This window comes from Rhodanobacter sp. OR87 (assembly GCF_000473345.1).
GTDB lineage: Bacteria > Pseudomonadota > Gammaproteobacteria > Xanthomonadales > Rhodanobacteraceae > Rhodanobacter > Rhodanobacter denitrificans.
On sequence record NZ_AXBJ01000006.1, the window covers coordinates 44,460 to 57,550 of the forward strand.

The window sequence follows — 13,091 nt, forward strand, 5'->3', positions numbered from 1 at the left end:
ACAACTAAAGCGGGTCAGAGCCCGTTCCATCAGATTCACTGCTGCGTCTCGGGCGGTGCGCAGGGCGGACGCTGGCGCAACGGCCCATCATCACCTCTATCTCGCGCTGGAATCGCGGCGAACCAAGCACGCGTTGCTGTTGGACATAGGCACGAATCTCGGCCAGACGATCCGCGCTCAATGCATCCTTGAGTAATGCTCGATAGGCGACGCAACGTTCCGCCGCATCAGCGCCAAGACGCAGGTATTCCGCGTGTGGGACCACCATCGCGTCTGGCAGCAATTGCGCATTAGCGTGATAGCTCGACCACGCATGGTTCCCCGGGTCAGCCACCATGGCGGCACGGACCGGGTTCAACTCGATATAGCGATAACAGCTAAGCAGGTAGCGCTCGGTATCGGCCAGACAAGACTTGTAGCGGCCTTCCCACAACGTGCCGGTTCGTCGATACCGCCCGTTGATGTAACCCACGTATTGCCGACCGAGGCCACTGCATCATCCGCGACACCGCACCAGCCGATGAGGGTGTCACCAGCACATGCACGTGATTGGTCATCAACACATACGCGTGCACCACACAGCCGTAACGGATGGCGGATTCCCGCAACCCGGCGAGGTAACGACGATAGCCGTCCTCCACGTAGAAACACGGCTGTCGATCGTTCCCTCGCTGCACGACATGTGCGGCACGTCCGCAAGATCTGGCCTGGGTTGGCGGGGCATCCGGCTTCTCCGTGGCAAACACCACGTCAGCCTGGCAACCCATCGCCGCCCCGCCTATCAGGCTTCCCTCGTCCCCACGTCGGCCCGGCCAAACCTTCTTGGTAAGGGGCTCTGACCCGGTTAGCTTCTCGTACGGGTTTGCGGGGGGCAGCGCGGGATGCGTGCTGACTTGCATCATGTGCGTTTGGATGGCTGAGCGTTACTATGCCGCGGTTTTGCGCAGACGATGGCCGGGCAACGATGCCCGGTCAGCGCGCGTGGTCAACAAGGAAATTCGCTCATGTTTCTTCGAATCAGTACTCTGGCGCTCGCCGTCGCTGGTGCGCTCGGTGCCAGCTCGGTCGCGTGCGCGCAGGACACCGGCGCCGTACCACCAGCTACCAACCTGCAGACGGTGGTGGTCACCGGTACGCGTACGCTCGACCGCACCATGGCCGACTCGCTCGCCCCCGTCGATGTGTTGACGACGGCCGATATCACGGCGACCGGCGCCACGGATCTGCCCAGCGCGTTGAACGTGTTGCTGCCGTCGTTCAATTTCCCCCAGGCCACTTTGTCGGACGCCACCGATGCCAACCTGCCGGCGCAATTGCGCGGGCTATCGCCGGATCAGAGCCTGGTGCTGATCAACGGCAAGCGGCAACATCCCACGGCCACGCTCAACAATGTTGAAGTGATGGGACGTGGGTCGTCGCCGGTTGATCTGTCGGCGATTCCGCTCAATGCCATCGAACGGATCGAGGTGCTGCGCGATGGCGCCGCCGCGCAGTACGGTTCGGACGCGATTGCCGGCGTCATCAACATCATCCTGAAGCAGGGGCCCGGGCACGGCTCGGTCAACGTGGGGCGAGGCATGTGGGCGGGCAGGCAGGGCGGTACGTCGACGGCGGGCGCTGACGCCGGCTTCCGCATTGGCGACGGCTGGCTGCGCGTTGCGGCCAACTACCAGAACCAGGACCCGACCAATCACGCCGCTGTCGATCGCCTGTTTCCCGGCGATTCCAGTTACGGCCGCGTCACCTTCCACTACGGCATGCCCGAGAAGATCGCCAGGCAGGCCGCCATCAACGGCGAATATCCGCTCGGTGAGCACGCGACGCTGTATGTGGCGAGCCTGTTCAACAAGCGCGATGTGAGTTCGCCGGGTTTCTTTCGCTGGCTGCCCATGTACGAGGGCGCGAGCCCCGCGGCCGCAGCGGTTTACCCGAACGGCTTTTTGCCGGTGGAGAACAGCGCGATCCGCGATGACACCTCGCAACTCGGTGTGCGCGGTGAAGTGGCCGGCTGGCATTACGACGTGGGCGCGGCGACCGGTGGCAACCACTGGAAACTCGACACCTCGAATACCTTCAACTATTCGCTTGGTGCCGACTCGCCCACCGCGTTCTACATCGGCACGCTGACGCTGCGGCAGAACCAGCTCAGTGCGGACTTCAACCGCGATTTCGACATGCCGTGGCAACACGCACTCGGCGTGGCGTGGGGCTTGATCACGCGCGAGGAGACTTTCGCGATCAAACCCGGTGATTCGGCCTCCTATGCCGGTGCTGGCGCGCAGGTGTTTCCCGGCTATCAACCCACCGATGCCGGCTCGCACAGCCGTCACAACCAAGCCGCTTACGTCGATCTGGAAACCGATTTCACCGACAAGTTCTCGGCTGGGCTTGCCGCGCGGCAGGAGCATTACAGCGACTTCGGCAACACCACGTCGTGGAAGCTTTCGGGTCGCTACACGATCACACCGGTGGTCGCGCTGCGCGCCTCCGCGTCGACCGGCTTCCGTGCGCCGTCGCTGCAGCAGGAGTACTACTCCGATACCGCCATCGACATCATCAACGCCAGCTCGGGGCACCAGAGCTTGACCACGGTGCGTACTTTCCCGGTTGCTGATCCGGCCGCCATCGCGTTGGGCGCCCAGCCGCTCAAGCCTGAGCGCTCGCGCGATTACAGCGCCGGGCTGGTGCTGACGCCGGGGTTCGGCCCTTACGCCACGCTGGATTTCTACCAGGTGGATATCAGTGACCGCATCATCCTCAGCGAAGATCTGACCGGTCCGGTGGTTGAGGATTACCTCACCTCGGTGGGCATCCCGTTCGTCAGCGGTGGTCGCTTCTTCACCAATGCGGTCAATACGCGTACGCGCGGCGTGGATCTCGTCGGCACGTGGCCGCTCACCTTTGGCGCGAACGATCTCAAGTTCACGGGCGGCTACAGCCACAACCAGACGACGATTCGCCACATTCGCGCCAACCCGCCGCAACTCGGCCTCGCCGGGCTTGAGTTGCCGGTGATCGGGCGCGAGGAGGCGGGCATCATCACCGAGGGTAGCCCCCACAATAAAGCGTTTGTCGACGCGAACTGGCGTCGTGATAAGTGGACGCTGCACGCGCAGCTGACCCGCTACGGTGCGTTCACCTTTGTGGTACCGGTGCTGCCGGGCGATCAGACCTACGCCGCGCGCACGCTCACCGATCTCTCCGTCAGCTACCGCGTGGGCAACTGGACGGCGACGTTGGGTGCGAACAACCTGTTCAATGTCTACCCGCAGCACAGCAGCCCGACCAACGATTTCTACGGTCTGCTGCCGTACCCGGAAGGCTCGCCGTTCGGCTTTAGTGGTCGCTACGTGCACGTCAACCTTGGCTATCGCTGGTAAGCGATGCCGGCAAAAGGTATCAGGGACAATTTGAACGATAGCTCGACCACGAGTACTCGTTCGGCTGGGCCACCATCCACGCGCGAACCGGATTGAGCTCGATGTAGCGACTGCAGGCCAGAAAGTAGCGCCCCGAGTCCACCAGGCACGCCTTGTAGCGCCCTTCCCACAGCGTCCCCGTGCGCCCGTGCCGACCATTGAACGAGCCGACGTAGTTGCGCGCAAAAGTGTGCATCAGCCGCGACACCCCACCCGCCTCGTCAGGCGTCAGCAGCAAGTGCACGTGGTTATTCATCAGCACATAGGCATGCAGCCTGCAGCCGAACCGCAACAACGCCTGCCGCAGGCACTGCAGATAAAGCTGGCGATCCTCATCGTCCAGAAGACATGGCAGACGATTGTTGCCCCGCTGCACCACGTGCTGCGGAACGCCGGCGAGTTCGAAGCGTGGAAGTCGCGCCATGCCGGACAGGATCACTCAGCGCCCGCCCCGCTACGATCAGTGCGAGCCGCGCCAGACCCTCATCCCACCAGCCCGGCTGCTGTCAGAAATTGTCCCTGACACCTTTTTGCAGGAAAAGCACGCCGGTACGCTGATCAAGCCGGCGGCAACCGAGTGAGTTCGCTGCGCGGGCCTGCCCTGGCGGTGCCCGCGTGAGCGCGCCGCCAACCAAGGCAGGTCAGAACCGAATGACACTTGCTTAAGGGCAGTCCACTGACCCGGCCGGCTTCCTGCCGCCCACGCGGGCGACCAAGGCCGGCCAGCGCCAAGGGTAGGGTTTAACTAGCCACGCCCCCTTTATTCCCTCTGACCTTAGGTATCCGAACAGCTACAAGTGAACCCGATCACTGCCTTGTTGCGGCGGCCTTGCATAGCCGTTCGACGAAGCCACTGCCGTGCCGCGCAGCGCGTTCGTCCGAAGGTGCAAACTCGGTGATCGTCAGACCGACCAGATCGGCGGCAACGCTGCGCACCAAGGCAAGCCCGGCGTCGAACGGCAGCTTGCCATCGGGATAGGCAACGTGCGGGAATTCAGCAGGATCGAGCGCGTCCAGATCGAAATGAATGTGGATGGGCCCCGAACCGACCTGTTCGGCGATGCGTTGCCCGGGTTCCAGCCACCTCAGGTCACGAGCTCGCTGGAACGCCCAATCGCCCTCATCGCCAACATGTGCCGAGAAATAACGGAATTGTGTCGGTGACAGCGGTGTCGAAAGCAACGCCTGCAGCTCGACTGGAGCGGAACCCAGGATCGCGGCCACCGGCATGCCGTGGAAATTGCCGCTGGGCGTCGTGTTTACCGTGTTCGCGTCGAGATGCGCGTCCACCCAGATCACGGTCAGGTCCGGATATCGTCGACGCAGGTAGTCGATGACCGCAATATCGCAGGCGCAATCCCCGCCGGCGGTCAGGATGCGCCTGGGCTGCCTCGCATCAAGGATCGCCTGGGCCGAACGGAATTGCTCGGCGATCGCTGTCCAGCGCCGGACACCGCCGCTGGCCTCGCCCCCGCCAGCCTCCGGGACACGCTCGAGTGGCCCGTAGTTGCGGCAGACATCGGCCGCGGCCTGCGCGCCCCGACGCAGGTGTTCCGGGCGTCCCGAGCCTTGCCATTGCGGATAGGACAGCACCAGATCGAATGGATGATCGACAGCTTGCACGATTTCGCCCCCCGGGAACGTCGGATCAGCAAATCAAGGCGAATCAAAGCGGGTCAGAGCCCGTTCCGAAAGCATCTTTGTTCCGTCGCGGGCGGTGGGCGGCACGGACGCTGGCACAACGGCCGATCATCGCCTCGATCTCGCGCTGGAATCGCGGTGTGCCAAGCGCGCGCTGCTGCTGCACGTACGCACGAATCTGGGCCAGGCGATCATCGTCCAATACTTCCTTGAACAGTTGCCGGTAGGCAACTCAGCGTTCCGACACATCGGTACCAAGACGCAGATATTCGACGTGTGGCACTACCACTTTGTCCGGCAACGCCTGCGCGTTGGCACGGTAGCTTGACCACGCATAATCGGCCGGATCGGACACCATGGCTGCCCGCACAGGGTTCAGTTCGATATAACGATAGCAGGTGAGCAGGTAGCGCTCGGTATCGACCAGGCAGGACTTGTAGCGGCCTTCCCACAACGTGCCGGTACGCCGATACCGTCCGTTGATGTAGCCCACATACTGACGACCCAGCCACTGCATCATCCGCGACACCGCGCCAGCCGACGACGGTGTCACCAGCAAGTGCACGTGGTTGGTCATCAGCACGTACGCATGTACCGAACAGCCATAGCGGATGGCTGATTCGCGCAATCCGGCAAGATAACGTCGGTAGTCGTCAGTCACGTAAAAGCATGGCTGACGATCATTGCCCCGCTGAACCACATGCTGCGGAACACCGGCAAGATCAGGTCTGGGTTGGCGCGGCATCCGGAGTCTCCTCGTCACCGCTCCAGCCTGCCAAGCCGACCACGTCCTGCCCATCAGCCTCCGCCCCTCACCACGTCAGCCGCCACGAACCGCACCTGTAAGGGACTCTGACCCGGTTACGACCTACGACCGATTACGACCTAGGCTTGGAGACACGAGGCTTGCTCTGCTTCACCTGCGGGGCCGTACTTTCCGCTCGCTGTTTGCGAAGATCCTGAAAATGTACGGTCGGCAGTGTCGCGAGTCCCAAAGGCATGCGAGCTGTCAGGTTGCAAACCTGCTCGCGAATCGCCGACCACAATAGCGATGTGCCGTTCACGACGACGATATCCTCGATGTCGCCGAGTGTTTCCGCGCCCTTTGCGACACGAATAATTGCACCGGCCTCGATGTCGACGAGGTAGGGTGAGGGCTTCGAGGCGCTACCATCGTCTGGGACCTTGTTGTCGATCACCACTCGCAAAGTCAGCAAGAACTCCTTTCCCTCGGAATCTTCCTTAGTGACCGGCAATAAATTCACGTGGGTAGCAATCAGGACGTTATCGAAGGTGAGATTCTGGTCGACTTGGCTCGGCCTGTCCGCGTCCAGTGTTGCCACATTCACTTCAACGCTCACGCGTCGGAAGGACAACTGGTGTAGTTGAATCGGCGCCGCCTTCATGCGTAGCTAGCCCCTGAGGAAGCGTAACAACCATCATTGGCGGGGGGGCTGTTCACCATTTCCGCATTCCAACTCTCGAAATGGGAAGTTGACCCAAGAGCATCGCGGCTCGCCTGGACCACGCTTGCCAACAGCTCTCGCTGCGTCTGACTCCTTGTTGTCGAATCGACTACGCCATCGAATATCTGCCATAACACTTTGGCCCCACGCTCATCCTCACACCGTGCTTTCCACAGCGGCAAGTCAACACCCGCATCGTCAGCAAGAAGCTTGCACACATCCGGTTTCTGGATGGCAAGTTTCAGTAGCTTGGTGGTGCTCTCGTCCGGGTAGCTTGTTTCATTCTCATAACGCGAGAACGCGATCTTGCCTTTGCCAAAGACCTTCGCCGCCGCCTGTTGCGTGATCCCGTAACGGCGACGCAGCGCAAAAATCTCCTCACCCAGCAACAAGCCGCCGTACTCGGCCTTGCGCGCCTTCAACCGGACAAGATTCTCCTCATGCTGGGCCACGCTGGTGAATTCGGCCTCACAAGACGCGCAGCGAGAGGTCAACAGCGTCACCGGCACTATTTTCCCGTGGGGGTGGAACTCGCGCTGGTAAGTCGTCGATACCACATCAACGGAACGACAGACAGGGCAGCGACGCTGCTTGGCGGTCTGGACATTCATTTCATGCACTCCGGGGACTCTCATAGATGCGCGCTGATCATCACCAGCGTCAGCGCACCGTCTTCGTCAATGGAAAACTTCAGAAAAAACTCAAGACCCGCGCTACTCCGGCATCGCCGGGTTTCGTCATAGCGAATGGCATATGCATCACATGCGCGCCAGCGTCCCGTTCTGTCCAGGCACCATTCGGAGTTTTTGAAGTCACCGCCGCTTTTCCGAGGGAGCGGTTTGAGGCACCGAAAGCAGTCCAACAGATTCCGCATAGACCAGGAGAGATCCTGGACGTTGTTCTCACACTTAAGCGTAGCCAACCAGACATCTTCATCGTCAAGCGCTCCACTATGGATGGCAGCTTGCAGCCCAGCCAGGTCGATCAATGGCTTTCGGCCGATCTTCCGGGCCTTGGCGGACGGTTTTGGCAGGGTCGCCGGGTCAACCAGCCAAAGCGTGGCCATCTAATTTATCACCATGATAAATATTTTGCATCCTTTGTGCATAGTCGGCGACTACTCCTGTTCAGTCAAGCGCGTTCGATGGCCGGCCGCAGTGCGGGCTGGCAAGGCCTGATATCACGATGCTTGCCGAACCCGGCGACCGCGCGCAATGGCGGCGGGCCGCCATTCGTTCAGGGGTTTCCTGGGTCCAGTCGTGCCGGCTGAGCTGCTCGCCCAGGCAGCTGCGGAAATAGTCGTCGGGGGCGTACTTCCGGTCTGGAAACGGGGTCACCATTTCGCCCGTGTCAAACGATCAAAGCCTATAGGCCCCCACCCTCGTCGCATCCACATTCGGCCACACCGGACACAACGCCTCCACCGCATCCATCAACTCCATCCAATCCGACAGATCGCCCCTGCCCGCCTGCACGGCATCCAGCACGTCGCTGCCGACCAACGGCTCGCGGACACCTTCATGCTCTGTCGCTGGCGATTTCGGCGAGTAATTCATCCAGCATCTCCTGGCGATCGAACAGCGCGAAGTACCCCTGCACTTCCTGCATGTTGAGCCGGCCACGCTGCGCGCGCAACAGCGCGCGGATGTCTCTGCTCGACCAGGCGGGACATGGGTTACATATTGCGCCGGTATTCGCCACCCACCTCATACAACGCATGACTGATCTGCCCCAGCGAGTTGTACTTCACCGCCTCGATCAACTGCTCGAACACATTCCGCCGATCCCGCGCCGTCGTTTGTAGCACCCTCAAGCTATCGGCAGCCAACGCATTGCGCGCCTCCCCATACCGCTTCACGTTCGCGATCTGCTGGCCCTTCTCCTCCTCCGTCGACCGGATCAACTCAATCTCGGTAGCAATCTCCCCGCCATGATCCTTCGGCAGGAACGTATTGACCCCAATCAGCGGCAACGACCCATCGTGCTTCCTTGTGCTCGTAATACATCGACTCTTCCTGGATCTTCCCGCGCTGGTACATGGTGTCCATCGCGCTCGAAAACGGGACGGAGGAAGTTAACCCCCTTGGTGTTCTTCAAAGCTTGAACTCGAACTGCTTCGCCATCGGGTGTTTCCCCCTCGGCCACACCGGGCACAACGCCTCCACCGCCTCCATCAACTCCACCCAATCCGACAGATCGCCCCTACCCGCCTGCGCGACATCCAGCACGTCGCTGCCGACCAGCGGCTCGCGGACACCTTCATGCTTTGTCGTTGGCGATTTCGGCGAGTAATTCATCCAGCATCTCCTGGCGGTCGAACAGCGCGAAGTATTCCTGTACTTCCTGCATGTTGAGCCGACCACGCTGCGCATGCAACAGCCCACGGATGTCGTCGAGGTCGCGCGTGCGGGACGGGTTGTTGACCAGAGCCTGCAGCTTGAAGCCGATCAGGCCTTCCGCGCTGATGACGCGCAGCGACCCCATGGCTGTGGAACGTTCCTCGGCGTTGGCGAGCAGACGTCGTGCCGTCGGGCGATGCGCGAACAGCAGATCCAGGCCTTCATCCTCGCGCAGGTAGTTGGCCGCATCCTCGCTGCGATGGACACAGCGATAGCCGAGCGCGAGCAGGATTTCGTGCAACCGATCGGCATCATCCGCGTCGGCGAGAAAATCCACATCGCGCGTGGCGCGTACCACCTGGTGTGCAGCCAACGCCAATCCACCGATCAGCGCAGGCGTCGTCTTGCAGCCGACAAACGCGGCAACGGCCTGCTTGATCTGCTCGACCAGGCGGGACATGGGTTACATATTTCGGCGGTATTCGCCGCCCACGTCATACAACGCATGGGAAATCTGCCCCAGCGAGTTGTACTTCACCGCCTCGATCAGCTGCCCGAACACGTTGCGCCGATCGCGCGCCGTGGTCTGCAGCACCTTGAGGCTGTCTGAGACCAGCGCATTCCGCGCCTCCCCATACCGCTTCACATTGGCGATCTGCTGCCCCTTCTCCTCCTCCGTCGAGCGGATCAACTCGATCTCGGTAGCAATCTCCCCGCCATGATCCTTCGGCAGGAACGTATTGACCCCGATCAGCGGCAACGAGCCATCATGCTTCTTGTGCTCGTAATACATCGACTCTTCCTGGATCTTCCCACGCTGGTACATGGTGTCCATCGCCCCAAGCACGCCGCCGCGCTCGCTGATCGCCTCGAACTCCTTGTACACGGCTTCTTCGACCAGGTCGGTGAGGGTGTCGACGACGTAGCTGCCCTGCCACGGGTTCTCGTTGAAGTTGAGGCCGAGTTCCTTGTTGATGATCATCTGGATCGCCACGGCGCGGCGCACGCTTTCTTCGGTGGGCGTGGTGATCGCTTCGTCGTAGGCGTTGGTGTGCAGGGAGTTGCAGTTGTCGAACAGCGCGTACATCGCCTGCAGCGTGGTGCGGATGTCGTTGAACTGGATTTCCTGCGCGTGCAGCGAGCGGCCTGAGGTCTGGATGTGGTACTTCATCATCTGGCTGCGGCTGCTTGCGCCGTAGCGCTCGCGCATGGCGCGGGCCCAGATGCGGCGGGCGACGCGACCGATCACGGTGTATTCCGGGTCCATGCCGTTGGAGAAGAAGAAGCTCAGGTTGGGCGCGAAGTCGTCCACCTTCATGCCGCGGGCGAGGTAGTACTCGACGATGGTGAAGCCGTTGCTGAGGGTGAAGGCGAGCTGGCTGATCGGGTTCGCGCCGGCTTCGGCGATGTGGTAACCGCTGATCGACACCGAGTAGAAGTTGCGCACCTTGTGGTCGACGAAGTACTGCTGGATGTCGCCCATCATGCGCAGCGCGAATTCGGTGGAGAAGATGCAGGTGTTCTGCGCCTGGTCTTCCTTCAGGATGTCGGCCTGCACGGTGCCGCGCACCTTGGTCAGCGTGTCGGCCTTGATGCGGGCGTAGGTTTCCGCATCGACCAGCTCGTCGCCGCAGACGCCGAGCAGGCCGAGGCCGAGGCCGTCGTTGCCCTTGGGCAGCGCGCCGTGGTACTGCGGACGCGGCACGTTCTGGTATAGCGCAGCGATCTTCTTCTCTGCCGCGGCCCAGCGGGCATCGTCTTCGCGCAGGTACTTCTCGACGTTCTGGTCGATGGCAGTGTTCATGAACATCGCCAGGATCATCGGCGCGGGGCCGTTGATGGTCATCGAGACGGAGGTGCTGGGCGCGCTCAAGTCGAAGCCGGAGTACAGCTTCTTCATGTCGTCCAGGGTGGCGATGTTGACGCCGGAGTTGCCGATCTTGCCGTAGATGTCCGGACGCGGCGCGGGGTCTTCGCCGTACAGGGTGACCGAGTCGAATGCTGTGGACAGGCGCGTGGCGGCACCGCCCTGGCTGAGGTAATGGAAGCGACGGTTGGTGCGCTCGGGCGTGCCTTCGCCGGCGAACATGCGGGTGGGATCTTCGCCGCTGCGGCGGTATGGATACACGCCGCCGGTGTACGGGTAGTGGCCCGGCAGGTTCTCGCGGCCGAGGAAGCTGACCAGTTCGCCCCAGTCCTTGGATTTGGGCGGCGCCACCTTGGGCACCTTCTGATGGCTCAGCGACTCGCGGTAGTTGTCGACGCGGATGACCTTGTCGCGCACCTTGTATTCGTTGACGTCGGCGGTGACGGATTGGTACAGCGCGGGCCATTCGCGCAACTGGTGGATGGCTTCGTGGCTGAGTTCCTTGAGCGCGGCGTTGTAGCGCTGGCGCAGGAGCAAGATGCTGCGATCCACTGCATGCTCGTCGCGCTCTGGTTCTTTTTTGCCGTCATTCCGGCGCAGGCCGGAATCGCTCTTCGTCGCCGAATGCGCGGCCTTCGCACTGTGTGCTTCGTGCGCGGTGGGTGATGCGATCCCGGCCTGCGCCGGGATGACGGTTTGGGGGGTTGAGGCGTTTGGAGTAGTGACGGGCTGGTGCAAATCCGCGCTGACGTAGAGGTCGAGCGGGCGCGGCAGCTTGGGATCGCCCAGTTCCTTCAGCGCCTCGTAGTAGTGCTGCGCCTTGCTGGCGTACTCGGCCTGGGTCTCGATGCTGCGGTTGATCGCGCGGCCCTGTTCGGCGATCTCGGCGAGGTAGCGCACGCGGTTGCCGGGGATCAGCACGGTGGCGCGCGGCTCCTTCAGGGTGGTGTCGAGCTCGGGTTTCCAGTCGCAAGGTACGGCAAGAGCGACCCCACCCTGCCCTCCCCTTGAAGGGGAGGGTTCAAGATGCAGTTTTTCGCGCATCAGCCGGCATAGGTTGGCGAACATCCAAGTCACGCCCGGGTCGTTGAACTGGCTGGCGATGGTGGGATAGACCGGCACGTCTTCGTCGGCCACCTTGAACGCGGTGTGGTTGCGCTTCCACTGCTTGCGCACGTCGCGCAGCGCGTCCTCGGCGCCGCGCTTGTCGAACTTGTTCAGCACCACCAGATCGGCGAAGTCGATCATGTCGATCTTCTCCAGCTGGCTGGCGGCGCCGTAGTCGCTGGTCATCACGTAGACCGGGAAGTCGACCAGGTCGACGATCTCCGAATCGCTCTGGCCGATGCCGGCGGTCTCGACGATCACCAGGTCGTACGGCTGGCTCTTCAGGAAGTCGATGCAGTCGTGCAGCACGATGCTGGTGGCGGCGTGCTGGCGGCGGGTCGCCATCGAGCGCATGTACACGCGCTTGGAGCGCAACGAATTCATGCGGATGCGGTCGCCGAGCAGCGCACCGCCGGAACGCCGCCGCGTGGGATCGACCGCGAGCACGGCGATGCGCATCCCGGGGAACGCGTGCAGGAAGCGCAGCAGCAACTCGTCGACCACCGACGACTTGCCGGCGCCGCCGGTGCCGGTGAGGCCGAGCACCGGGGTGTGCTTGCCGGCCAGCTTCCACTGCTTGCGCTGGTGCTCGAGTTCGGCCCCGGCGAGCTTGCCTTCCTCGATGGCCGAGAGCATGTGGCCGATCGAGATCTCGTCGTCGATGTCGACCTTGGGCAGCGTGTGCGATTCGGACCCGGCGCGCTTCGCGGCAGCGCTGCCGGTGCGTTGCACCACGTCCTCGATCATGTGCACGAGGCCCATGTGCATGCCGTCGTTGGGGTGGTAGATGCGTTCCACGCCGTAGGCTTCCAGCTCGCGGATCTCTTCCGGCGTGATGGTGCCGCCGCCGCCGCCGAACACGCGCACGTGGCCGGCGCCGCGCTCGCGCAGCATGTCGACCATGTACTTGAAGTACTCGACGTGGCCGCCCTGGTAGGACGACAGCGCGATCGCGTCGGCGTCTTCCTGCAGCGCGGCGCGCACCACGTCCTCGACCGAGCGGTTGTGGCCGAGGTGGATCACCTCCGCGCCCTGACTCTGGATGATCCGCCGCATGATGTTGATCGCCGCGTCGTGGCCATCGAACAGGCTGGCCGCGGTGACGAAACGCAGCGGAGTGGTGTCGGCCTGCGTGGCGCTGGCGGGGACGTGCTTGGCGGGGGAACTCATGGCAACTCCGGACATCGGTGCTTGAACTTGCCGATTCTAGTGGATCGACAGGGAGCGCGGAGTTTTGAGCTACCACGCCGTC

Annotated in this window: 13 protein-coding genes and 2 pseudogenes; 2 read left to right on the forward strand and 13 right to left on the reverse strand. The window is 62.5% G+C overall.

Annotation, left to right across the window (positions count from 1 at the left end):
- Nucleotides 1–4: 4 nt before the first annotated feature.
- Both RHOOR87_RS19785 and RHOOR87_RS20925 read right to left on the reverse strand, forming a co-directional pair.
- A complete protein-coding gene (locus RHOOR87_RS19785; protein WP_345775221.1) occupies nt 5–472 on the reverse strand; it encodes a hypothetical protein in 468 nt (155 codons plus the stop codon).
- Nucleotides 378–902, reverse strand: coding sequence for a transposase (locus RHOOR87_RS20925; protein ID WP_345775219.1), 525 nt, complete (start codon nt 900–902; stop codon nt 378–380). Before RHOOR87_RS20925 ends, RHOOR87_RS19785 begins: the two co-directional genes overlap by 95 nt.
- Nucleotides 903–1,004: 102 nt before the next feature.
- On the opposite strand from RHOOR87_RS20925, the gene RHOOR87_RS0107365 reads away from it, so the two are divergent.
- Nucleotides 1,005–3,380 (forward strand): TonB-dependent receptor, encoded by a 2,376-nt coding sequence (locus RHOOR87_RS0107365; RefSeq protein ID WP_027484656.1) that lies wholly within the window; start codon nt 1,005–1,007, stop codon nt 3,378–3,380.
- Nucleotides 3,381–3,399: 19 nt separating this feature from the next.
- Here the strand turns inward: RHOOR87_RS0107365 and RHOOR87_RS19050 are convergent, their stop codons facing one another.
- A complete protein-coding gene (locus RHOOR87_RS19050) occupies nt 3,400–3,843 on the reverse strand; it encodes a transposase (RefSeq protein ID WP_345775220.1) in 444 nt (147 codons plus the stop codon).
- On the opposite strand from RHOOR87_RS19050, the gene RHOOR87_RS20280 reads away from it, so the two are divergent.
- Entirely contained in the window at nt 3,842–4,000 is a 159-nt protein-coding gene (locus RHOOR87_RS20280) for a hypothetical protein (RefSeq protein ID WP_155950226.1), read from the forward strand. The genes RHOOR87_RS19050 and RHOOR87_RS20280 overlap by 2 nt on opposite strands.
- Nucleotides 4,001–4,226: 226 nt before the next feature.
- Here RHOOR87_RS20280 and RHOOR87_RS0107380 read toward each other — a convergent pair whose 3' ends face one another.
- The 10 genes and pseudogenes from RHOOR87_RS0107380 to RHOOR87_RS0107425 all read right to left on the reverse strand — a co-directional run bounded on the left by RHOOR87_RS0107380 (nt 4,227) and on the right by RHOOR87_RS0107425 (nt 13,009).
- The gene (locus RHOOR87_RS0107380; protein ID WP_027484657.1) at nt 4,227–5,042 is read right to left on the reverse strand and encodes an arginase family protein; all 816 of its coding nucleotides are present in this window, start codon (nt 5,040–5,042) and stop codon (nt 4,227–4,229) included.
- 43 nt (nt 5,043–5,085) lie between these two features.
- A pseudogene (locus RHOOR87_RS19055) lies at nt 5,086–5,805 on the reverse strand (transposase).
- Nucleotides 5,806–5,938: 133 nt separating this feature from the next.
- Nucleotides 5,939–6,466, reverse strand: coding sequence for a hypothetical protein (locus RHOOR87_RS0107390; RefSeq protein ID WP_027484658.1), 528 nt, complete (start codon nt 6,464–6,466; stop codon nt 5,939–5,941).
- On the reverse strand, nt 6,463–7,137 hold the full coding sequence (locus RHOOR87_RS19590) for a type II TA system antitoxin MqsA family protein (protein ID WP_051357941.1): 675 nt from the start codon (nt 7,135–7,137) through the stop codon (nt 6,463–6,465). The genes RHOOR87_RS0107390 and RHOOR87_RS19590 overlap by 4 nt, the downstream gene beginning before the upstream one ends.
- A gap of 20 nt (nt 7,138–7,157) precedes the next feature.
- On the reverse strand, nt 7,158–7,592 hold the full coding sequence (locus RHOOR87_RS0107400) for a hypothetical protein (RefSeq protein WP_027484659.1): 435 nt from the start codon (nt 7,590–7,592) through the stop codon (nt 7,158–7,160).
- Nucleotides 7,593–7,884: 292 nt separating this feature from the next.
- Complete coding sequence (locus RHOOR87_RS19065; protein WP_043795423.1) at nt 7,885–8,082, reverse strand: hypothetical protein; 198 nt, start codon at nt 8,080–8,082, stop codon at nt 7,885–7,887.
- A 119-nt stretch (nt 8,083–8,201) separates the two neighbouring features.
- Nucleotides 8,202–8,577: pseudogene (locus RHOOR87_RS0107410) on the reverse strand (methylmalonyl-CoA mutase family protein); the annotation flags it as partial.
- 42 nt (nt 8,578–8,619) lie between these two features.
- Nucleotides 8,620–8,823 carry a hypothetical protein gene (locus tag RHOOR87_RS0107415; RefSeq protein ID WP_027484661.1) on the reverse strand — a complete coding sequence of 68 codons (204 nt, stop codon included), beginning with the start codon at nt 8,821–8,823 and terminating at the stop codon, nt 8,620–8,622.
- Nucleotides 8,786–9,325 (reverse strand): nucleotidyltransferase family protein, encoded by a 540-nt coding sequence (locus tag RHOOR87_RS0107420; protein ID WP_027484662.1) that lies wholly within the window; start codon nt 9,323–9,325, stop codon nt 8,786–8,788. Before RHOOR87_RS0107420 ends, RHOOR87_RS0107415 begins: the two co-directional genes overlap by 38 nt.
- 3 nt (nt 9,326–9,328) lie before the next feature.
- Nucleotides 9,329–13,009 carry a methylmalonyl-CoA mutase family protein gene (locus tag RHOOR87_RS0107425; RefSeq protein ID WP_027484663.1) on the reverse strand — a complete coding sequence of 1,227 codons (3,681 nt, stop codon included), beginning with the start codon at nt 13,007–13,009 and terminating at the stop codon, nt 9,329–9,331.
- Nucleotides 13,010–13,091: the final 82 nt, after the last annotated feature.

Bases quoted from the DNA above. Each gene is read 5' to 3' on its own strand.
- RHOOR87_RS20925 (WP_345775219.1), bottom strand. From the start codon at position 902: ATGATGCAAGTCAGCACGCATCCCGCGCTGCCCCCCGCAAACCCGTAC.
- RHOOR87_RS0107365 (WP_027484656.1), top strand. From the start codon at position 1,005: ATGTTTCTTCGAATCAGTACTCTGGCGCTCGCCGTCGCTGGTGCGCTC.
- RHOOR87_RS20280 (WP_155950226.1), top strand. From the start codon at position 3,842: ATGCCGGACAGGATCACTCAGCGCCCGCCCCGCTACGATCAGTGCGAG.
- RHOOR87_RS19050 (WP_345775220.1), bottom strand. From the start codon at position 3,843: ATGGCGCGACTTCCACGCTTCGAACTCGCCGGCGTTCCGCAGCACGTG.
- RHOOR87_RS0107390 (WP_027484658.1), bottom strand. From the start codon at position 6,466: ATGAAGGCGGCGCCGATTCAACTACACCAGTTGTCCTTCCGACGCGTG.
- RHOOR87_RS19590 (WP_051357941.1), bottom strand. From the start codon at position 7,137: ATGAATGTCCAGACCGCCAAGCAGCGTCGCTGCCCTGTCTGTCGTTCC.
- RHOOR87_RS0107400 (WP_027484659.1), bottom strand. From the start codon at position 7,592: ATGGCCACGCTTTGGCTGGTTGACCCGGCGACCCTGCCAAAACCGTCC.
- RHOOR87_RS19065 (WP_043795423.1), bottom strand. From the start codon at position 8,082: ATGAATTACTCGCCGAAATCGCCAGCGACAGAGCATGAAGGTGTCCGC.
- RHOOR87_RS0107415 (WP_027484661.1), bottom strand. From the start codon at position 8,823: ATGAATTACTCGCCGAAATCGCCAACGACAAAGCATGAAGGTGTCCGC.
- RHOOR87_RS0107420 (WP_027484662.1), bottom strand. From the start codon at position 9,325: ATGTCCCGCCTGGTCGAGCAGATCAAGCAGGCCGTTGCCGCGTTTGTC.
- RHOOR87_RS0107425 (WP_027484663.1), bottom strand. From the start codon at position 13,009: ATGAGTTCCCCCGCCAAGCACGTCCCCGCCAGCGCCACGCAGGCCGAC.